This window comes from Kitasatospora sp. NBC_00240, from assembly GCF_026342405.1.
Lineage (GTDB): Bacteria > Actinomycetota > Actinomycetes > Streptomycetales > Streptomycetaceae > Kitasatospora.
Map to the genome: position 1 here is coordinate 9,034,516 of NZ_JAPEMU010000001.1, position 20,042 is coordinate 9,054,557.

Here is a 20,042-nt window from a genome sequence, read left to right on the forward strand (position 1 = left end):
GGGCACCGGTGGTAGGCGAGGAGCTTGCCCCACGGATCGCGCTCAAGGCCCGTCAGGTCGCGCAGGTGGTCCTGGATTAGATCCGCCCGGGTCAGCGCCTCGTCCCGGGACTCGACGCGCGCAGGCTTGCTTCGGCGTTCCCGGTCCGGGGCCCAGCGGCCCCACCAGCAAGCACGGGCCGAGCACCAGGGCGCCCAGCGCCGCCGCCCCGATGTTACGGGCCGCTTTCGCGGTTGTCCCGGACGGCCTCGGCGTCGATCTCTTGAACAAGTGCGGTAGTCCCCCGTGAACAGGTGTGCGTTCTGCCGCTCGGATGCTATGTCACCACCGGGGAGACTCCCTACTCGCACAGGGCCGCCCGCCCCATCGGCCGGAGCCGGAGCGCCTGCAACGGGCGCCGTCACCACCGGTCCTCCCGGGCCGGGCTCCGGCCGGGTCCGCCGGATCGGTCACCGCCCGGACGTGTCACCGCCCGGACGGCTCAGGGACCGGACGGCTCACGGACCGCCGGGGGAGAGCCGGGCGAACCAGTCGATCGTCAGCGCCAGGCCCTTCTCGAAGTCCACGACCGGCTGCCAGCCGAACGCCGACCGGGCCAGTCCGATGTCCGGGCGACGCAGGGTGGGGTCGTCCCCGGGCCGCTCGACGAACTCGACCGGCGACGCCGAGGAGCACAACTCGCGGATGTGCTCCGCCAGTTCCAGGACGCTGAGCTCGACCGGGTTGCCGATGTTGACCGGCCCGTGGTGCCCGCTGGCGGCCGCCGCCAGGATGCCGCTGACGGTGTCGTCCACGTAGCAGATCGATCGGGTCTGCCCGCCGTCGCCGGCGACCGTGAGCGGCCGCCCGGCCAGCGCCTGCGTGATGAAGGTGGGCACCGCCCGTCCGTCGGTGGGCCGCATCCGCGGACCGTAGGTGTTGAAGAGCCGGACGATCACGGTGTCCACGCCCAGGGCGGTTCGGTAGGCGGTGGTGAGCGCCTCCGCGAAGCGCTTCGCCTCGTCGTACTGGCTGCGGGGGCCGACCGGGTTGACGTTGCCCCAGTAGGACTCCACCTGGGGGTGGACCAGCGGGTCGCCGTAGACCTCCGAGGTGGAGGCCAGTAGGAACCGGGCGCCCTTGCGGCGCGCCAGCTCCAACGCGTTCAGCGTGCCGTGGGCACCGGCCCTGAGGGTCTCGATCGGGTGTCTCGCGTAGTCGTGCGGCGAGGCGGGCGAGGCGAGGTGGAGCACCAGGTCGACCGGCCCCTCGACGTCGAACTCCTCGGAGACGTCGCTGCGGTCCAGGACGAACCCCGGGTCGTCGGCCCGGGTGGCCAGGTTGTCGACCGATCCGGTGAGGAGGTTGTCGACGCAGACGACCGAGGTGCCCTCCTCCCGCAGCCGGTCGCACAGGTGCGAGCCGACGAAGCCCGCGCCGCCGGTGACCACCGCCCGGCGGACCGTGCGCTCCTCGTCCGGGCCGAAGCCGTCCGACCTGCCCGACCTGTCCGCGTCCCGGCCGCTCCGGTCCATCTGCTTCTCCTCTGTCGTCTCTGTCGCCGTACCGCGCGTCATGGTCAGGACTCCCGCAGCGAGCGGCCGGTCTTGGTGAGGAACACGTCGTCCAGGGTGGGGCGGTGCAGCTCGATGGTGGCCAGCTCGATCCCGGCGTCCGCCAGGGCCCGCATGATCTGCGGCATCGCCGTCTCGCCGGCGTCCACCGACAGGCGCAGCCCGCCGCCCTCGCGCACCTCGGCCGAGCGCACGCACTCCTGCTCGGCCAGCACCCCGGAGGCCTTCTCCGCGGCGTCGGCGTCGGCCACTCCGACGGTGACCACCTCGCCCGCGATCGAGCGCTTGAGTGCGGTCGGCGTTCCCTCGGCGACGATGCCGCCGCCGTCGATGATGGCGATGCGGTCGCAGAGTGCGTCCGCCTCGTCCAGGTAGTGCGTGGTCAGGAAGACCGTCATGCCCTCGCTGCGCAGCCGGCGGATCTCGTCCCACATGTGCGAGCGGCTCTGCGGGTCCAGGCCCGAGGTGGGCTCGTCCAGGAAGAGCACCTTGGGCCGGTGGATCACGCCGAGGGCGATGTCCACCCGCCGGCGCTGCCCCCCGGAGTAGGTACGGCAGTTGCGGTCGGCGTACTCGGTGAGGTCGAAGGCGTCGAGGGCGGCGACCGCCCGGCTCTGCGCCTCGGCCTTGCCGATGCCGTGCATCCGGGCCTGCATCACCAGTTCCTCACGGGCCGTCACATCGTCCCAGGTGCCGCCGCCCTGGGCGATGTAGCCGATGCTGCGGCGGACCTGGGCCTGCTGGGTGCGCAGGTCGGCGCCGGCGATGACGGCGTCGCCGGCGTCCGGGCGCAGCAGGGTGGCGAGCATCCGCAGGGTGGTGGTCTTGCCCGCGCCGTTGGGACCGAGGAAGCCGAAGATCTCACCTTCGGCCACGGTGAGGTCCAGGCCCGCCACCGCCTCCACGTCGGTGCTCTTGCGGCGCCGTCCGGTCTGGAAGGACTTCCGAAGTCCGTTGGTCTCGATCATCGGGATGTCCTTGTCAGCCGGCGGGGATCGGTGCGGAGGTGGGGGCGAGGGCGGGTGCTGCCACGACGGCGGGCACGGGTCCTGCTGGGGGCACGGGTGGCACGGGCACCGCTGCCCGGCCCGGGTCGGCCGTCACCGGACGGAGCGGGCGAAGAGGCGGGCCGACCAGGTGAGCGCCAGCACCGCCATGGCGGCCATCAGCGTGATGCTCTGCCAGACCGCGGGATCGCCGGCGTGGCCGGCGAACAGCGAGCGCATGCCGACCACCGTCCAGCTGAAGGGGTTCCAGTCGGAGGCCCGGCGCAGCCAGAGCGGTGCCAGCGCGAGCGGCAGCAGCGTCCCCGACAGCAGCATCAGCGGCTGCGCGAGGTTGTTGACCAGTTGTCCGAGCACGTCCGGGCTGCTCACCTTGAGCGCGATGCCGTAGGAGATCGAGGCGCTGGTCAGGGTGATGAGCGCCAGCAGCACGTAGGCGAGCAGGAGGTCCGGGATCCGGACGAAGAGTCCGAGGGGCATGGACAGCACGATGATGATGCCGGCCTGGATGACCAGCGTGACCACGTCCCGCAGGGCCCGGCCGAGCAGCAGCGCCACCCGGCTGATCGGGGTGACCCGGGCCCGTTCGATGACGCCCGAGCCCAGCTCGGCGAGCAGGCCGAAGCCCACGTAGAGGCCCCCGCCGAGGGCCAGGGCGACCAGCATGCCGGGCACGTAGATCCGGTAGGCGTCGGTCATCGAGCCGGCGCCCATGGAGGCGAGCGCCGGCTTGAGCAGCGGCGCGAACAGGGCCAGGTAGACGACCGGCTGAGCCACGCCCAGGACGATCGAGAGCGGGGACCTCACCATCAGCAGCATGTGCCGCTGGAACACCAGCCAGGTGTCGCGGAGCGTCTTCACGTCTGTGCGCTTCCCGTTCTTTTGGATGTCGAAGTGGCCTGGAGGGCCTGGGTGGTCGGCCTGCGGCCGGGAGGCCTGGGTGGTCCAGGCGCGGGTGGACGAGGAGGCTCGGGTGGTGCACGAGGTCCGGGTGGCGACGAGGAGGCTCGGGTGGTGCACGAGGTCCGGGTGGTTCGGAGGCCCTCGGTGGTTCAGGAGCTCCGGACGACCGGGGCGTCCTCGGCCGGCAGGCCGGGTCCGCCGGGTCGGCCGGACCCGGCGGTTCTGGCGAGCAGGGCCTCCAGGTGGTCGGCCGCGGCCGGTGCGCCCCCGGCGGCGGCGAAGGACTCGCTCACCCGCCGAGCCGCGGCCCGGTAGGACGGGTCGTCCAGTACGGCCAGCAGGTCCTCGCGCAGCTGCTGCGGCCGGACGCCGGCGAACCGGACCCGCCGGCCGGCGCCGGCCGCCACCACCTGGGCGGCGTTGATGGGCTGGTCCCCCTTGATCGGGGCCACCACCAGCGGCACCCCGTGGGCCAGCGCCTCGCAGACGGTGTTCAGCCCGCCGTGGCTGACCACCGCGTCCAGCCGGGGCATCAGTTCCAGCACCGGTACCCGGGGGCGGACCAGGACGTGCGCCGGCGGTTCGGTGACGGTGCCGTCCGGCGCCGCCAGGATCGCCTGGACGCTGTCACCGAGCGGTCGCAGGGCCTCGACGACCCGGGCGTGGAACTCCCGGGCGAGGTCCAGCGACAGGGTGCCCACCGTGACCAGGACCAGGCGCCGGGCGGGGTCCGGCCAGTCCCACGGGAATGCCGTGTCCGGAGCCCTCGGTGCCAGGGCGGGGCCGACCAGGACGGCGTTCCCGGGCCACTCCAGCGGGCCGGTCAGGGCCTCGCCGGTGAAGCCGATCAGCAGGTGCGGCGAGAAGCGCAGGTCGTGCGGCGGTTCGCCGGGGAGGCCTGCGGCGGTCCAGACGGCCGCCATTCGCTGGTGGATCCACTCCTCCACCTTGGGCAGCGCGCGGTAGGGGCGGGTGAGTTCCATGGTGGTCGGCGCCAGCGAGGCCCAGGGCAGGTCGGCCCGGTGGGCGGCGACCGCGCCGGCGACCGCGTGCTGGTCCACCGCCAGGACGTCGGGCCGGAAGGCCGCGACGGCCCGCTCGATGCCCGGCAGCGTGCTCTTCGCGTGCGGCACGATGTAGCCGTCCCAGCGCGACTTCGCGGCGGCCATGCCCCGGTCCGCCTGGCCGCGGTGGGCCCGCAGCGGGATCGGGGCGATCGAGGCGTCCGGGCCGAGCAGCGGTCGCAGGAAGGACTCGGAGCCGGCCCAGAGCACCTCGTGCCCGCGCCCGAGCAGTTCCCGGGAGACGGCGGCCAGTGGGTTCACGTGGCCGGTCAGCGGAAGCGAGACGAAGAGGTAGCGGCCCATCAGTACCGTGCCGGGGTCGTGGAGTCGGCCATGGCCGGTCCGGCGTTCTCGTCCTGCCCGGCGTTCTCGTCCTGCCCGGCCGCGACGAGGTCGGCGACGTCCCCGACGGTCAGCGCGATGATCTGGTCGATGTCGAGGCCGGCCACGTGCTCGACCAGGTCCACGTGGTCCCCGTAGGCGCGCCGCAGGACCAGGCTCCAGGCCGCCAACTCATGGCTCTCCAACAGTAGTTCTCCGTCGAGGCGGGTGTCCGGGCGGACGGCGTCCGACCAGGCGCGGTCTTCGCCGACGACCTCCCGCAGGAGCTCCGCGATCCGGCGGACCACCTCCGCCCCGGCCGGGTCCGCGGTCACGGCGTCAGGCCGGACGGCGGCGTCCGCGGGGAGTCCTGCCGGGGCTTGGTGGCCCGCAACGCGCCGTAGGTGATGACGCCGGTGTCGAAGCCCTTCTTCATCAACGGGCCCGCGTGGAAGAAGCCGAGGACGTCCACGCCGCGCCGGCGGGCCAGGTCGCGCATCAGCTTGGGGCCCCGTTCGAACTGCTGGATCTGCGCGAAGCCCGGGTCCCAGGAGTTGGCGACGGCGCCGCTCCAGTCCACCGTGGCCACGTCGGCGAAGCCGGCCGCGGCGGCCAGTCGCTCGTGCTCCTCCAGGGACGAGAAGTCGGGCATCACCTGGTGGACCAGGATCTGCCGGACGAGCTCCCGCTCGTCGTCGTCGAGTTCGCCGTCGCGGACCGCCCAGGTGGCGACGGCGAGCGTGCCGCCCGGGGTGAGGAGTCGCATCGCCTCGGCGAAGAAGGCCTCCCGGTCCGCGATGTGCATCAGGCTCTCCACGGCCCAGACCACGCCGAAGGACTCGTCCGGGTAGCCGTTGGCGAGTGCGTCGAGCTGGTGGAAGCGGGCGCGCTCGGCGAGGCCGGCGGCCTGGGCCTTCTCGTTGGCGCGGGCGGCCTGCCGGGCGCTGAGGGTGATCCCCTCGACGGTGCAGCCGAGCGGCCCGGCCAGATGCATCGCCGGGCCGCCGATGCCGCATCCGACGTCCAGCACCCGCGATCCGGCGGGCACGCCGGTGTAGTCGACGAGTTCGTGGACCAGCCGGTCGGTGGCCGCGTGCCGGTCCGCGCCTTCCAGTCCGGGGGTCTCCCCGGGGTCCCAGAAGCCGTGGTGGACATGTTCGCCCCACAGGTCCTCGTACAGATCGAGGGTGATGTCGTAGTAGCGCTCCACGGCCGAGTTCAGGCCGGGGTCGATGACTGGTTCCACGTGATGCCTGTCCTCGAAAAGTTGGCATGAATGCGTACAACAAGGCGGCGGAACAAGGCGGCGGAAAGGAAATCCACGCCGCGGGATTGGTCTGATCCAATGCCGGCCACGCCCTCGGTGCCCGCCGCCCGGAAGTGCGTGAATAGGCCGGCCACGTGCGGCCTTGCCGAAAAAGAGTGAACCGCCCGACCGGGCGGCGAGAGTTACTGGCGGGTAGTCAGAGTGCGGCAAAACCCGGCCAGATCATGGCAGTTGGCCAACCGGCGGCCACACTAGCGGGGGAGCGCTCCCCCGTCAATGCGCCAAACAAACCCGGTAGTGCCATCACAACTTGAACCCAGCATGCCGTGAAATGCCATGAAAGTTACAGGACTTGACATCAGGCAATTCAGAGTTGAAAGTTCGGCGTGGGAATTCTGTCAGCTCCTTTGGTCATGTACCTGAAAGAGGTTCTGGTTCTCCATGAAGGCTGCTGCCACAACTTCACCCGGAGGCTTAGCCGCCCTCCCGCCCGACCCCTCCTGGGTCGACGAGGTCCTTCTCCGCGGGGCCGGATCCGAGCCCTGCCTGACGTTCGACGAACCGGTCAGCAGGGACGAACTGCGCCAGCTCGTCAGCGTCAGGCAGGCCGTGCTCGCCGCGGCCGGCCTGCGTCGGGGCGGCTCGGTCGCCCTCTGCCTGGCCCCCTCGCTCGCCCTGGTCGCCAACCTGCTGGCGAGCTGGCGGATCGGGGCCCAGGCCGCACTGCTCGACCACCGGCTCACCCCTTACGAGACCGACCGGGCACTCGCCCGGTTGGACCCCCAGGTGGTGGTGACCGCCGAGCGGCCGGCCGGCGGCGGACCGGCCGGTGGCTTCTACCATCAACAGGACGTCGTCACCGCCCGCCCGGGCAGGCCGGCGCGGACCTCGCACGCGGTCGTCCAGCTCAGTTCGGGCTCGACCGGGCCGGCGAAGATCATCGGTCGCACCGCGGCCGATCTGATCGACGAACTCGGCCGGTACGCCCGGATCGAGGGGGTACCCAGGGCCGGCGAGCGGATCGTCTCGACGGCCTCGATGGTGCACGTACTGGGACTCGTCGGCGGCCTGCTGCACAGCCTGCACGCCGGCGTACGGCTCGCGGTCCCGCGCCGGCTCACGGCGGAGGGGATCCTCGCCACCGTCGCGGCCGGCCCCGAGCCGACCACCCTGCTGGGCGTGCCGTTCCACATCGAACTGCTCGGCTGGGTGGCGCAGCCACCGCGACTGCCCCAGCTCACCGGCATGACCACGGGCGGGGAGCTGGTCCGGGCCCAGGTGCACGAGGCCTTCGTCGACCGCTACGGTGTGCGCCTCGGCAGCATGTACGGGATGACCGAGGTCGGCGTCATCGCCACCGACCTGTTCGGTGAGCACCGGCCCGAAGTGACCCCCGCCCCCGGCCTCACCCTGCGGGCCGTCGACGGCGAACTGCTGATCGCGAGGGAGGCGTCGCCCTACCTCGACCACGGGAATCCGGGCGGAGGCGGCCCCACCCGCTGGGCCGACGGCTGGCTGCACACCAAGGACGGCGGCGCGGTCGACCCCGGCACCGGGCGGGTCCGGGTGCTGGGACGGCTCGACTCGCAGGTGTCCGTCGGCGGTCTGAAGGTCGACCTCACCGAGGTCGAACACACCCTCGCCGCCCTGCCCGAGGTCTCCGCCGCGGTCGTCGTCCTCGGGGCCTCGATCGAGGCCTACGTCGTACTGCGCCCGGGCAGCGGCACCGCCGCACAGATCGAGGCGCAGCTCGCCGAACGGCTGGCGGCCTACAAACGTCCCCGCCTGATCCATGTCGTCGACCAGTTGCCGCGCACCGCCACCGGGAAGTTGGTCCGCGACCGGGCCGCCCTGAGCGGCGCCGGCGGGTCGCCGCAGACACCTACCGTCCACGAACGGTCCGACCGAAAGGGAACTACCAGCGATGTCCACTGAGGCGATGTCCACCGAGGAGATCCGCGCGTTCGTGCTCACCTCACTGAGCGCGATGAACTACGACATCACCGACGTCGACGACGACACCCTGCTCGGCCCGGCCGGCGCGGACCTGGAGTCGCTCTCCCTCGCCGAGTTGGGTGTCCGGGTGGAGGAGCGCTTCGGCGTCACCTTCGAGGACGACGAGGCCGAACTGCTCGGCACCATGACGGTCGGGGAGTTCGGTGCGGCCGTGGCCGCCCGGATCCGGTCCGCGTCGGCCACGGGCCGTTGAGCGTGTCGGCCGCACCCGGGCGGGACGAGGTCGTCGCGATGCTCGCCGGCTTCGGCGACCGCACGCCGGAAGAGGTGCCGGAGGGCATCGACTCGATGGAACTGGCCTGGCTGGCCCATCAGATCGAGCAGCGCTACGACCGTCGCCTCGACGACGACACCCTGGCCCGGATGAGCACGGTGTCCGACGTGGTCGACCTCCTCGCCGGCCTCGGCGAGCTCCGACCCGACCCGGCCTGACCTGCCCCAGCCTGACCCGACCCGGCCGGGCGTACCCGACCGGCCTCGGCCGGAGGTACCTGAAGCCGGAGGTGCCTGGAGCCGCTGGTGCCTGAAGCCGGAGCTGCCCGACCCGGCGCCGTCCGGGCGTACCCGATCCGGCCCGGGGGCCGGCGGGCGCCGGCCGCCCGGCCCGCCACACACGACTGTCCGCCACCTTCCGACCCGGCGTCGGAACACCGAGAACGAAGGGGAGCAAGGGTGACCGAGAGCAAGCCGGCGGTCCGTCGCGGCCCCCGCTCCGTGGTCGTCACCGGGGCCGCCGTGCTCAGTGCCCTCGGCCGCGGCGTCCGGCCGCTGCTGTCCGCCGCGCTCGACGGCGCACCGGCCTTCGCGCCGGTGCTGCGCTTCGACGTGGCCGGCCGTCAGGTCGGCGAAGCCGCGACGTACCCCGGAAACCCGGTCCTGGCAGAGGAGTTGGACCGGACCGTCCGCGAGGCCTGTGACCAGGCCGGACTGTCCACGGTGCAGCGGTCCGGTACTCCGCTGCACCTCGCCGTGCACGGCGATCCGGAGCTGGCCCGGGCCACCCCGGCAGAGCGCCCGGTCCACGGCGCCGACGTGTTCGCGGACGCGGTGGCCCGGCGGGCCGGACTGTCCGGCAAGGCCCGTGCCTACACCTCCGCCTGCGTGGCGTCGAGCACCGCCGTCGCCGACGCCGCCGCGGCCGTCGCCCACGGGCAGGCGGACCGGATCGTGGTGGCGGCCGGCTACCTGGTCGAGGCCGACCAGTTCGCCGTCTTCGACGCGGGCCGGGCACTCGCCCGGGACGGGCGGGTACGCCCGTTCAGCGCCGGCCGCACGGGGCTGCTGCTCGGCGACGGCGTGGTCGCCGTGGTGGTCGAGGCCGCGCCGGCGGCCCGGGCCCGGCGGACCCGGCCGCTGGCCGTGCTGGCCGGCTGGGGCCGCGCGGGCGACGCCTACCACGTGTGCAGACCGCGCCCGGACGGCACCGGGCTGGCCCGGGCGATCACCGACGCCCTGCACCGGGGCGGCGTCCGCCCGGACCGGATCGGGTACGTGAACGCCCACGGCTCGGGCACCCCGGTCAGCGACACGGCCGAGGCCGCCGCCCTGCACCTGGCGCTCGGCGACAGCGCGTCGACCGTGCCGGTCAGCTCCACCAAGTCCGTGCACGGCCAGGCGCTGGAGGCCGGCGCGCTGCTCGAACTCGTCGTCACCATCGCGGCGTTACGCGCCGGGAGGCTGCCGGTGAACGCCGGCTTCCTGGGCCCCGACGAGAGCTGCCCGCTCAACCTGGTGCTCGACCGCGCCGCGCCCTCCGCGGCCGACCACGCGCTGAGCCTCACCACGGCGTTCGGCGGCGCCAACACCGCGCTCCTGGTCGGCGCGCCGTGAACCTGACCAGCGTCTCACCACCCGGCGCCGCGGCCGGTCCCGTACCTCTTGCCCATGCCGCCTCCGCCGCCGCCCTGACCCGGGCCGCCTCGGCAGCCGGCCTGCGGGTGCTGTCCTCCGCGCAATGGCCGGAGTCCGCCGAGGACCAGGTCGCACCGGCGATCGCCGGGTTCGTGGTCTCCTCGTTCAGCCCGCTCGCCGCCGAGACCGCCCGCCGCTGCCTGCAGCGGCACCCCGCCCCGGTGCCGGCCCCGGGCCGACCGGACGGCGCCGGACGGCCGGTCACCGCCGTCGTGGTGGTCAGCCCGCTGGGCGACCTCGCCGGCGCCGCGCACGTCGCCGAGGCCGTCGACGGCGGCGCCCGGATCGGACCGCTGCTGTTCTTCCAGGCCGTCCCCAACGCGGTGGCCGGCCACGTGGCCGCGCGGTGGCGGCTGACCGGCCCGGTGGTCTGCGTCGGCGACACCGCCGCCGCGACGGCCGTCGCGGCACTGCTGATCGCCGACGGGGACGCCGAGGAGGCCCTGCTGATCCGCGTCGACCAGGCGCACACCCCCGACGGCCTCGACCGCGCGGCCGCCGTCCTGCTCGGCCCCGGGCCGCGGCCGGGCCAAGAACCGCAACTCCACGAGGGAGAACACCCGTGAGCGACCCGCGCCACACCAGCACCCGGCAGGCCGACGTCGTCGTCAGCGGGATGGGCCTGGTCACTCCGGTGGGGTGCAGCGCCGACGAGGTGATGGCGGCGATGTGCGAGGGCCGGTCCGGGCTGACCCGGCCGGACCCCGACGGGCCGCTGGCCGGATCGCTGGAGACGGCCGGCTTCGCCGCGCCGATCGACCCCACGTCCGTCCTGCCCGCGCCCGAGACCCGGCTGGTGGACCGCTACATCGTGATGGCGATGCGGGCCGCGGCGGACGCGCTGGCCGACGCCGGCATCGAGGTGGGCCGGGACGTGGACCCGTACCGGATCGGGGTGATCCTCTCCGGCAACGGCGGGCTGGCCACCCTGGAGGCCCAGGTCGTCCTGCGGACCCGGCGCGGCCGGCTGGGCGTCAGCCCCTACCTGCTGCCCGCCATGCTGCCCAACATGAGCGCGGCCCGGGTCGCGATCCGGCACGGCATCCGGGGCTACAGCTCGTCCATCAGCACGGCCTGCGCGGCCGGGGCCCAGTCCGTCGGGGAAGGGCTGCGGCTGCTGCGCGCCGACGAGGCCGACGTGGTGGTGGTCGGCTGCAGCGAGGCACCGCTGTTCCCCACCCTGGTCGACACCTTCGGCAACGCCCGTGCCCTGGCCCGTGGTTGGGCCGAGGATCCGACCGGCGCCAGCCGGCCCTTCGACCGCCGCAGGAACGGCCTGGTGCTGGGCGAGGGCGCCGGGGTGCTGGTGCTGGAGCGCGCCGAGCACGCGGACGGGCGCGGCGCGGCCGGGTACGCCGACGTGCTCGGCTGGGGCGCGACGAACGACGCCCACCACCCGACCACCCCGCGCCCCGACGGCGCGGGCGCCGCCGCCTGCATGCGGCAGGCGCTGCGCAGCGCGGGCGTATCGCCGCAGGACATCGGCTACGTCAACGCCCACGGCACCAGCACCAGGCTCGGCGACCAGGCCGAGGCGCTCGCGCTCCGCGAGGTCTTCGGCGGGCACGCCCCGCCGGTCAGCTCGACCAAGGCGGTCACGGGCCATCTGCTCGGCGCCTCCGGGGTGGTCGAGTCGGCCGTCTCCGTCCTGGCGCTGCGGCGCGGGCTGCTGCCGCCCACCCACAACCTGGACGACCCCGACCCGGCCTGCGAGCTCGACCACGTGCGCAAGGGCCCGCGCGCCGCGCCCGGGATCAGCCACGTCATGTCGAACTCGTTCGGGTTCGGCGGCCACAACATCAGCCTCGTCTACGGCCTGCCGAGCACCCGGCTCGCCAGAGCCGTCTGACGGCACCGAGCGAACAGAGAAGGAACGGCTACCGCAATGGACTTCCTCGGCGTCGATCATGTCGAGTTCTACGTGGGCGACGCGCGCCAGGCGGCGTTCGTGCTGTGCTCCGGGCTCGGCTTCCGCCTGCTCGGGCAGGGCGGTCCCGAGACCGGTCTGGCCGGGCAGCGAAGCCTGCTGCTGGGCCAGGGCGACTGCCGGGTGCTGCTGACCTCGGGGCTGGCGCCGGACCATCCGGCGGCCCGGTACGTCGCCCGGCACGGAGACGGCGTGGCCGTGCTCGCCCTCGGCAGCCGGGACGCCACCGCCGCGTACACCACGGCGGTGGCCGGCGGCGCCACCGCCCTCGAAGCCCCCCGGACCCACACCCGCGAGGGCACCTCGGTGGTCACCGCCACCGTCTCCGGCTTCGGCGACGTGGTGCACCGGCTGGTCGAACGGCACGGCTCGGAGCGGGAGTTCATGCCCGGTCTGATCGAGATGCTGGACGTGGCGCCGCCGGCGTCGCCGGACCTGCTGCGGAGCATCGACCACGCGGCGGTCTGCGTGTCGGACGGGCAGCTCGCCGGCACGACGGACTTCTACCGCAAGGCCTTCGGCTTCGACGTGATCTTCGAGGAGTACATCGAGGTCGGTGAGCAGGGCATGTTCTCCCAGGTGGTGCAGAGCCCCGGCGGTGGCGTCACGCTCACGCTGATCCAGCCGGACCTGAGCCGCACCCCCGGGCAGATCGACAACTTCCTCGCCTGGCACGACGGCCCCGGCGTGCAGCACCTGGCCCTGAGCAGCCGCGACATCGTCACCACCGTCGACACCCTGGCGGAGCGCGGCGTCGGCTTCGCGTCCACCCCGGACGGCTACTACGACTCGCTGGACGGCCGGCTGGGGCCGGTCGACCTCCCGGTGGCCCGGTTGCGCGGCCGCGGAATCCTGGTCGACCGGGACCACTGGGGCCAGATGTACCAGATCTTCGCCACCTCGATGCACGTCCGCCGGACCTTCTTCTGGGAGCTGATCGAGCGTCACGGCGCCCGCACCTTCGGCACCAGCAACATACCCGCCCTCTACGAGGCCAAGGAAAGGGAGCTCGCCACCGTGCGGCAGTCCGTCCAGATCCCCCTGACCACCGAGGCGGGCCACCGATGACCGCCGCCCCGACCCTGCGGTTCGACCTCACCGACGAGGAACTGGCGCTGCTGCCGGACGCCGACGACATCGCCTTCTACGCCGCGCACGGCTGGTACCTGACGAAGAAGCTGTTCACCGACGAGGAGGTGGACCGGCTGGCCGCCGCGAGCGAGGACTACTACGCCGGCGGGCGCAGCCGCACCCTGCCGGTCCGCCCGCCCCGGCTGGCGGCCTGGCAGCCCTCGGACGGACCGGTCCAGCGCCACAACGACTACGTCCACCACGAGAGCGACCCGATCGCCGAGGTCCTGTGCAAGCCCCTGATCGGGGCGGTGGCGGCACTGCTGGCCGGCGCGGACGAGATCCGGGTGTTCCAGTCGACGCTCATCCTCAAGCCGCCGGTCGCCGGCGAGCCCAGCAACATCGTGCCCTGGCACTTCGACAAGCACTACTGGTCCACCTCGACGTCCGAGCGGATGCTGACCGCCTTCGTCCCGTTCCACGACTGCGACGAGGAGATGGGCACCCTCACCGTGGTGGACGGCAGCCACCTCTGGCGCGAGACCGGCCGCCAGGACTCGATGACCAAGCACTTCGCCGACCGCGACAAGGCCGACCTGGAGCGGGTGCTCGCCGCGAACGCCGCCTTCAACGGCGCCGTGATCCGCAAGGTGCCGATGATCATCCCCAAGGGCCACATGAGCTTCCACCACTGCCGGACGTACCACGGCAGCGGCCCCAACCGCAGTGGCCGGCCGCGCCGCGCGATCTCCTTCCACCTCCAGGACGGCGCCAACGAGTACTGCGACTTCACGCTCGGCGACGGCGCCCCCGCCGCCTACAACCACGACGTACTGGTCCGCCGGCTGCCGGACGGACGCCCCGACTACGCGGACCCGGCGTTCTGCCCGGTGCTCTGGCGGGCCGACGGAGCTGCCGGCCATGGCTGACCCGACGACGGACCCGGCCGCCACCCTGTACCGGACCGTGGCACTCGTCCGCGGCTTCGAACAACGGGCCGTCGAACTGGTCAGGGCCAAGGTGGTGCTCGGCGGCATCCACCCGTACACCGGCCAGGAGGCGATCGCCGCGGGCACCTGCGCGGCGCTGCGCCCCGACGACGTGATCACCAGTACCCACCGCGGTCACGGCCACGTCCTGGCCAAGGGCGCCGACCCGGCCCGGACGATGGCCGAGCTGGCCGGCCGGACCACCGGGCTCAACCAGGGCCGCGGCGGCTCGATGCACGCCGCCGACTTCGGCGTGGGCGTGCTCGGGGCGAACGCCGTCGTCGGCGCCGCCGTGCCGATCGCGGCCGGCGCCGCCTGGGCCTTCCGGCGGGCGGGCTCGGACCGGGTCGCGCTCACCTACTTCGGGGACGGCGCGGTCAGCCAGGGCGTGGTGCTGGAGGCCTTCAACCTGGCCGCGCTGTGGCGGGTGCCGCTCGTCCTGGTCTGCGAGAACAACGGCTTCGCGACCACGATGCGGACCGCCGACACGGTGGCCGGCAGCATCCTCGGGCGGGCCGCCGCCTTCGGCATCCCGGCCCGCACCGTGGACGGGACGGACCCCGAGGCGGTCCGCGACGCCACCGCCGAGGCGGTCGCCCGGGCCAGGGCCGGCGACGGCCCGACCCTGCTGGAGTGCACCGCCTACCGCTTCGACGCCCATCACACCTGGGAGCACACCGCACGCCCCCGCTACCGGACCGACGCCGAGATCGCGGCCGGCCGGGCCCGGGACCCGCTGGAGATCCAGGGCGCCCGCATCCCCGCCGCCACCCGCGCCGCGATCGACGCGGACGTCGCGGAACTGCTCGACCGGGCGGTGCGGTTCGCCTGCGAGGGCCCGCACCCCGACCCGGCCACCGCGCTGGACCACCTCTACGCCACCGGCATGCGCGCCAGGGCGGGTGCCAACTGATGCCGAACCTCTCCTACCTCAAGGCGCTGAACCGCGCGATCGGCGACGAGATGGACCGCGACGAGGCCGTCTGCGTGTTCGGTGAGGACGTCGGGGTGGCCGTCACCCACGCCACCGCCGGGCTGCTGAAGCGCTTCGGTCCGGACCGGGTGCTGGACACACCGATCTCCGAGCAGGCGTTCACGAGCTTCGCCACCGGCGCGGCGATGGCCGGGCTGCGGCCGCTGATCGAGTTCCAGATCCCGGCGCTGCTGTTCCTGGTCTTCGAGCAGATCGCCAACCAGGCGCACAAGTTCTCGCTGATGACCGGCGGCCAGACCCGGGTGCCGGTGACCTACCTGCTGCCGGGCTCCGGCTCCAGGGAGAGCTGGGCCGGCCAGCACTCCGACCACCCCTACAGCCTGTTCGCCCACGTCGGGGTGAAGACGGTGGTGCCGGCCACCCCGGCCGACGCCTACGGGCTGCTGGCGACGGCGATCCGGGACGACGACCCGGTCGTGGTCTTCGCCCCCTCCGGAGCCCTCGGGGTGCGGGAGGACCTGGACCTCGCCCGGCTGGCACCCGTGCCGCTCGGGGTCGGCCGGATCCACCGCAGCGGCACCGACGTCACCGTGGTCGCGGTCGGCCACCTGGTGCACGACGCCCTGGCGGTGGCCGAGGAACTGGCCGGCTCGATCTCGGTCGAGGTCTTCGACCCGCGTTCACTGTTCCCGTTCGACTGGTCCGGACTGGCCGCCTCGCTGGAGCGGACCGGGCGGCTGGTCGTCGTCGACGACTCCAACCGGACCTGCGGCGTCGGCGGGGAGATCATCGCCACCGCGGCCGAGGAGATGCGGCTGATCGCGCCGCCCCGGCGGGTCACCCGGCCGGACGGGGCCGTCCTGCCCTTCGCCCGGGGACTCGACCTGGCCTGCCAGCCCACCAGGGCGCAGCTCAGGGCGGCCGTCGAGAAGGCGGTCGGGGCCGGATGAACGGGCCCCCGCCTCCGCGGGCCCCCGAACAACACCCGCACGGGCAGCCGTGCGGACACCCGCACGGACACCCTTCAAGGAGCGCAGAGTGACGGGCACCAACATCAGAGCGCGGCTGGCCGCCGACCCCGGACTGGGCGCGGGCAACGTGCTGCACAAGCTCTTCGAGCACGGGGCCGACCCGGACGGTCCTGGCGCCGCCTTCGACGTCCCGGTCGACGGGTACCCGGCCGAGCAGGGCCTCACCCTGGGGCAGCTCCGCGAGCGGGTGGCGGCCCGGGCGGCCTGGTGGCACGGGCAGGGCATCCGCCCGCGCGACCCGGTCGCGGTCTACGTGTCCGGCTCCGCGGACTGCCTGCTGAACTTCCTGGCACTGACCTGGCTCGGTGCGATCCCCGCGCTGATGAACCAGTACATCCCCGGCGACATCGCCGCCGAGTACGTCCGGCGGCTGCGCGGCGTCGGGCTGCTCACCGACCCGGAGCACCGGGCCCGGCTGGCCGGCGAGGACCTCGGGGTCCGCATCCACGCCGACACCGCCGCGACCGGCACCGGGGACCCGGCGGCGGCCCCGGCCCCGTACCGGCACCACGACGACGACCCGATCGCCATCACCCACTCCTCCGGCACCACCCGGATGCCCACCGCCGTCGTGCACTCCAACGCCAGCCTGTTCGCCGCCACCCGGCTGTTCCGCCTCGCGGCCCCCCGGGCCAGGGGGACGGACCGGATCCTCAGCGCGTTGCCGGCCGCCCACGCCGCCGGGATCTCGGCGCTCAACCTGGCCCTGTGCAACCGCAGTGAGCTGCTGTTCCTGTCCACCCAGAACGACGGCGCGGCGGTGGTCGACGCCATCGAGCGCTGGCGTCCGACCGGCGTCCTCGGCTTCGCGGCCACCTGGGCCCGGATGGCCCGCCACGACCTGGCCGGCCGTGACCTCGACTCGGTGTCGCTCTGGTTCAACACCGGCGACTGCGCGCACGAGCCGCACATCCGCAACCTGGTCGCGGCCGGCTCCCGGGAGACGGTCACCCGCGAAGGGGTCCGGCGCGTCCCCGGGTCCAGCTTCGTCGACGGCCTGGGCTCCACCGAGATGGGCCACTCCGCGTTCCACATCACCCACAGCGCCGGCACCGAGCGCTACGGGCGCTGCGTCGGGGTGCCGCACGGCTTCGCCGAGGTGGCGCTGCTGGACACCGCCACCGGCCGCGAGGTCGAGGTCGGCGAGGTCGGTCACTTCGGCCTGAAGGCGCCGTCGTTGGCCCCCGGTTACTGGAACGACTCGAACGCCACCTACCGCAACCGCCTGAACGGCTACTACCTCACCGGCGACCTGATGTACCGGGACGAGGAGGGCTACTACTTCCACGTCGACCGGGCGGTCGACGCCGTCGACCTGGGCGGCGGCGAGTGGCTGTACACCGCGATGAGCGAGGAGCGCATCCTCGCCAACTGTCCCGACGTGCACGACTGCACGGTGGTCTCGCTGGAGGCCGACGGCGCGGTCGTCACCGACGTCCTGCTCGCCCTGCACCCCACCGCAGACCCGGACGCCGACCGCACCGCGGCGGTCCGCGCCGCGCTGACGGACGCGGCGGCGGCGACGCTGCGCCGGGTGGTGGCCGTCTCCGAGGAGGACCTGATCCTCGGCCCGACCGGCAAAGTACGGAAGTTCCTGATGCGGCAGCGGCACCTGGCAGAGATGGCGGCGGTCCGATGAGCGAGCAGGAGACCCGGCAGGTACCCGTCCGGGAGCCCGCCGAGCGGGTGACCGTGGACTTCACCGGGGAGGGTTCGGGCGTCGACGAGATGTCCTGGGGGATGTGGGAGATCTGGCACGCGATGGTCGACCAGCGCAGCTCGCTGCCCATCGGCGGCCGGATGGCCCTGCCCGCCGGGACGACCGTCGCCGGCGTGGCCGAGGAACTGCGCTACCTGATGAGCCGGTTCCCCTCGATGCGCACCCTGCTCAGGTTCGACGCGGCGGGCTGGCCCACCCAGGAGCTCTTCGGCTCCGGCAGCACCACCCTGGAGGTCTACGACGCCGGGGACGGTGATCCCGACGAGGTGGCGGACCAGGTCGAACAGCACTACCGGGCCACCGACTTCGCCTACGCCACCGAATGGCCGGTCCGGATGGGCATGGTGCGCCGGGACGGCATGGCCACCCATCTGATCAGCATCATGAACCACCTGGTCACCGATGCCGTCGGCGGGGCGATCATGCTCCGCGAGGTGCAGGAGCGCTCGACGGCGCCGGTCACCGGCCTGCAGCCGCTGGAGCAGGCCGGCTGGCAGCGCTCACCGGCCGGGCAGCGGCAGAACGGCAAGGCCCTGCGCCACTGGGAGCGGGTCCTCGGAACGATCCCGGCCCGCCGGTTCCCGCCGGTGGCGGACCAGGACACCCCCCGGCACCGGGTGGGCCTGTTCGAGTCCCGGGCCCTGCGGTTGGCGGTGCCGCTGATCGCCGAGCGGACCGGTACCGACACCCAGACCGTTCTGCAGGCCCTGTACGCGGTCGCGCTTCGGCGGATCAACGTCACCGGCCCGGTGGTGGTCCGGCCCGTCGTCAACAACCGCTTCCGGTCCGACCTGAGCGACGTGGTGTGCATGGTCGCCCAGGCCGGCATCTCGGTGCTGGACATCGGGGACAGCACCGTCGACGAGGTGGTCGAGCTGACCCGGCGCGGTGCGCTGGCCACCTTCAAGCACGCCTACTTCCACCCGGAGAAGCTGAACGAACTGATCGCCCGGGTCTCGGCGGACCGGGGCGAGCGCGTCGACGTGCAGTGCTTTCTCAACGACCGCACGTCCAACCGGCCGCCGGAGGAGGGCACCGCGTCGGACACCGAGGAGCTGGCCCGGCAGCTGCGGAAGGCACGGGAGGACAGCGGATTCCGGTGGACCCACCAGACCGAGGACACGGTCAGCGCGCTCTACGTGGCCTTCGACGACCTCCCCGACGCGCTGTTGATGGAGGTGCAGACGAACACCCACTACTTCTCCTCAAACGACGCCGAGGCGCTCGCCTTCGGCGTGGAGGCGCTCGCGGTCGAGGCGGCCCTCGATCCGGGCACGCGCACCGGACCGCTGGTCGGCGACGGGCCGGCGGAGCAGGAGCGGCAGCAGGAGCCGGCGCAGACCGCGGAGGCCCCGGAACCGGCCCCGGAGCTGCTCCGGTGACGGCGCTGCTGGCGGTGGCCGACCACCTGCCGACCGGCCGGACGCCGATCGAGGACCTGGCCGAGGAGTTCGGGCTGTCCCCGATGCAGATCAAGATCTTCCGCCGCTACCACAAGCTCGGCGAGGTGGCCCGCGACCCGCACGGCACCCTGCTCGACCTGCTGCGCGGCGCGGTCGCCGGCCTGCCCGCCCTGCGCGGCCGGGAGCACCAGGTCCGCTACGTGCTGCACGCCCGGACCCTGCCGACCGTGGTGCCCTACCCGCACAACCCCGTCCAGGAACTCTGCCGGGAGCTGGGCCTCGACCGGGCGACCGTGTTCGCGGTCGGCCACCACGCCTGCGCCTCGGGCCTGCTGGCCATCGACGCGGCGGGCCGGCTGCTCGCCGCCGACGGCGATCGGGACGGCCTCGCCCTGGTCCTGGCCGGGGAGAAGGCCTTCACCCCCGAGGCCGGGATCGTCCCGGACACCTCCTTCTTCGGCGAGGGCGCCTCGGCCTGCCTGGTCGCCCCCACCGGGGAGCGCGACCGGGTGCTGTCCTACGCGGCCGACCTCAGGGGCGAGTTCGACAGTGACGAGCCGGAGCGGGCCCTGGAGTTCCAGCGGATCTACGCCGACGCGCTGGCCGAGGCGATCCTCGCCGCCGTCGGACGGGCCGGCCTGACCATGGAGGCGATCGGGGTGATCCTGCCCCACAACGTCAACAACGTCGCCTGGCACCAGGTCTGCCGCACCCTCGGCTACCCCCGTGAGCGGGTCGTGCTCGACAACGTGGCGACCGCCGGGCACGTCTTCTGCGCGGACAACCTCGTCAACCACCGCACCGCGCGGGAGCGGGGGCTGCTCCGGCCGGGCCAGCCCTATGTGATGGCCGCCGCGGGCGCCGGACGCGGCGCCACCTTCTCCGCCATGGTCCTCCAGCACTGACCCGCCCACCCCACCCACCACCG

General features: G+C 73.5%; 19 protein-coding genes. 13 read left to right on the plus strand and 6 right to left on the minus strand.

The features are described from left to right. Positions 1–497: 497 nt before the first annotated feature. The 6 genes from OG689_RS38300 to OG689_RS38325 form a co-directional block, all read right to left on the minus strand. Complete coding sequence (locus OG689_RS38300; RefSeq protein ID WP_266326206.1) at positions 498–1,514, minus strand: UDP-glucuronic acid decarboxylase family protein; 1,017 nt, start codon at positions 1,512–1,514, stop codon at positions 498–500. Between the two features lie 44 nt (positions 1,515–1,558). After that, on the minus strand, positions 1,559–2,521 hold the full coding sequence (locus OG689_RS38305; protein WP_266326208.1) for an ATP-binding cassette domain-containing protein: 963 nt from the start codon (positions 2,519–2,521) through the stop codon (positions 1,559–1,561). Between the two features lie 132 nt (positions 2,522–2,653). Beyond that, entirely contained in the window at positions 2,654–3,418 is a 765-nt protein-coding gene (locus tag OG689_RS38310) for an ABC transporter permease (protein ID WP_266326210.1), read from the minus strand. Between the two features lie 191 nt (positions 3,419–3,609). Beyond that, positions 3,610–4,827: a nucleotide disphospho-sugar-binding domain-containing protein gene (locus tag OG689_RS38315; RefSeq protein ID WP_266326212.1), complete on the minus strand. Its 1,218-nt coding sequence runs from the start codon at positions 4,825–4,827 to the stop codon at positions 3,610–3,612. Further along, the gene (locus tag OG689_RS38320; protein ID WP_266326214.1) at positions 4,827–5,180 is read right to left on the minus strand and encodes a hypothetical protein; all 354 of its coding nucleotides are present in this window, start codon (positions 5,178–5,180) and stop codon (positions 4,827–4,829) included. The genes OG689_RS38315 and OG689_RS38320 overlap by 1 nt, the downstream gene beginning before the upstream one ends. Further along, positions 5,177–6,091, minus strand: coding sequence for a methyltransferase domain-containing protein (locus OG689_RS38325; RefSeq protein WP_266326216.1), 915 nt, complete (start codon positions 6,089–6,091; stop codon positions 5,177–5,179). The genes OG689_RS38320 and OG689_RS38325 overlap by 4 nt, the downstream gene beginning before the upstream one ends. Before the next feature lie 462 nt (positions 6,092–6,553). Here OG689_RS38325 and OG689_RS38330 point away from each other — a divergent pair, with 462 nt between their 5' ends. The 13 genes from OG689_RS38330 (at position 6,554) to OG689_RS38390 (ending at position 20,019) form a co-directional block, all read left to right on the plus strand. Beyond that, the gene (locus tag OG689_RS38330) at positions 6,554–8,047 is read left to right on the plus strand and encodes a class I adenylate-forming enzyme family protein (RefSeq protein WP_266326218.1); all 1,494 of its coding nucleotides are present in this window, start codon (positions 6,554–6,556) and stop codon (positions 8,045–8,047) included. Continuing rightward, positions 8,037–8,321: an acyl carrier protein gene (locus tag OG689_RS38335; protein ID WP_266326220.1), complete on the plus strand. Its 285-nt coding sequence runs from the start codon at positions 8,037–8,039 to the stop codon at positions 8,319–8,321. Before OG689_RS38330 ends, OG689_RS38335 begins: the two co-directional genes overlap by 11 nt. 2 nt (positions 8,322–8,323) lie before the next feature. Next, positions 8,324–8,560, plus strand: coding sequence for an acyl carrier protein (locus OG689_RS38340; RefSeq protein ID WP_266326222.1), 237 nt, complete (start codon positions 8,324–8,326; stop codon positions 8,558–8,560). A gap of 240 nt (positions 8,561–8,800) precedes the next feature. Next, positions 8,801–9,958, plus strand: a complete 1,158-nt coding sequence (locus OG689_RS38345; protein ID WP_266326224.1) for a beta-ketoacyl synthase N-terminal-like domain-containing protein — start codon at positions 8,801–8,803, stop codon at positions 9,956–9,958. After that, positions 9,955–10,605: a hypothetical protein gene (locus tag OG689_RS38350; RefSeq protein ID WP_266326226.1), complete on the plus strand. Its 651-nt coding sequence runs from the start codon at positions 9,955–9,957 to the stop codon at positions 10,603–10,605. The genes OG689_RS38345 and OG689_RS38350 overlap by 4 nt, the downstream gene beginning before the upstream one ends. Then, positions 10,602–11,888, plus strand: coding sequence for a beta-ketoacyl-[acyl-carrier-protein] synthase family protein (locus OG689_RS38355; protein WP_266326228.1), 1,287 nt, complete (start codon positions 10,602–10,604; stop codon positions 11,886–11,888). The genes OG689_RS38350 and OG689_RS38355 overlap by 4 nt, the downstream gene beginning before the upstream one ends. Positions 11,889–11,924: 36 nt before the next feature. Beyond that, positions 11,925–13,034 (plus strand): 4-hydroxyphenylpyruvate dioxygenase, encoded by a 1,110-nt coding sequence (gene hppD, locus OG689_RS38360; RefSeq protein WP_266326230.1) that lies wholly within the window; start codon positions 11,925–11,927, stop codon positions 13,032–13,034. Further along, positions 13,031–13,966 carry a phytanoyl-CoA dioxygenase family protein gene (locus OG689_RS38365; protein WP_266326232.1) on the plus strand — a complete coding sequence of 312 codons (936 nt, stop codon included), beginning with the start codon at positions 13,031–13,033 and terminating at the stop codon, positions 13,964–13,966. The genes hppD and OG689_RS38365 overlap by 4 nt, the downstream gene beginning before the upstream one ends. Continuing rightward, positions 13,959–14,939, plus strand: a complete 981-nt coding sequence (locus tag OG689_RS38370) for a thiamine pyrophosphate-dependent dehydrogenase E1 component subunit alpha (protein WP_266326234.1) — start codon at positions 13,959–13,961, stop codon at positions 14,937–14,939. The genes OG689_RS38365 and OG689_RS38370 overlap by 8 nt, the downstream gene beginning before the upstream one ends. After that, complete coding sequence (locus OG689_RS38375; protein WP_266326236.1) at positions 14,939–15,910, plus strand: transketolase C-terminal domain-containing protein; 972 nt, start codon at positions 14,939–14,941, stop codon at positions 15,908–15,910. The genes OG689_RS38370 and OG689_RS38375 overlap by 1 nt, the downstream gene beginning before the upstream one ends. An 88-nt stretch (positions 15,911–15,998) precedes the next feature. Then, the gene (locus tag OG689_RS38380) at positions 15,999–17,630 is read left to right on the plus strand and encodes a class I adenylate-forming enzyme family protein (RefSeq protein WP_266326238.1); all 1,632 of its coding nucleotides are present in this window, start codon (positions 15,999–16,001) and stop codon (positions 17,628–17,630) included. Further along, positions 17,627–19,093: a condensation domain-containing protein gene (locus OG689_RS38385; RefSeq protein ID WP_266326240.1), complete on the plus strand. Its 1,467-nt coding sequence runs from the start codon at positions 17,627–17,629 to the stop codon at positions 19,091–19,093. Before OG689_RS38380 ends, OG689_RS38385 begins: the two co-directional genes overlap by 4 nt. After that, positions 19,090–20,019 carry a 3-oxoacyl-[acyl-carrier-protein] synthase III C-terminal domain-containing protein gene (locus tag OG689_RS38390; RefSeq protein WP_266326242.1) on the plus strand — a complete coding sequence of 310 codons (930 nt, stop codon included), beginning with the start codon at positions 19,090–19,092 and terminating at the stop codon, positions 20,017–20,019. Before OG689_RS38385 ends, OG689_RS38390 begins: the two co-directional genes overlap by 4 nt. Positions 20,020–20,042 lie beyond the last annotated feature (23 nt).